The organism is Liquorilactobacillus sicerae, assembly GCF_029916425.1.
GTDB classification, from domain to species: domain Bacteria; phylum Bacillota; class Bacilli; order Lactobacillales; family Lactobacillaceae; genus Liquorilactobacillus; species Liquorilactobacillus sicerae.
Map to the genome: position 1 here is coordinate 1 of NZ_JAHAVQ010000189.1, position 472 is coordinate 472.

The following is a 472-nucleotide window of genomic DNA, read 5'->3' on the forward strand; positions in this document are numbered from 1 at the left end:
TCTTTTGACTGGCCAGTTAGCTAATATTTTGGATTTAATAGAAACATTAAACGAAGTTGATACCGACGGCGTTAAACCAACCTATACTGTTTCTGATAATATCAACGTTCTAAGAGAAGATGTTGCCGTTAAATCTAATCAAAAGAATGAATTATTGGCTAATGCGCCTGAAACCCAGGATGGCCAGATTAAAGTTCCAGCAATTATTGACGAGGAAAGCTAAAATGACTGATTTTTTTAAGGAAAATTTAACAAGTTTGCACAAAAAATTAGTCGATAAAGAAATTTCTTCAACCGAACTAACAAAAGAAGCCCTTAATAAGTCGAAAAGCTCTCAAAGTGAAATTAATGCTTTTATCACGATTGATGATCAGGGTGCTCTAAAACGAGCTGCTGAAGTCGATGCAGCCGGAATCGATGCTAATAATATTCTGTCCGGTATTCCTTTTGCAATTAAAGACAATATTATTAC

2 protein-coding genes are annotated in these 472 nt (G+C 34.7%); both read left to right on the forward strand.

Annotated elements, in window-relative coordinates; all coding sequences use genetic code 11:
* Positions 1-223 (forward strand): Asp-tRNA(Asn)/Glu-tRNA(Gln) amidotransferase subunit GatC (gene gatC, locus KH893_RS11935; RefSeq protein WP_281166295.1); only part of this gene is annotated, 223 nt, incomplete at its 5' end.
* 1 nt (position 224) lies between these two features.
* The coding region (locus tag KH893_RS11940; protein ID WP_281166296.1) for an amidase family protein at positions 225-472 on the forward strand (248 nt) is incomplete at its 3' end.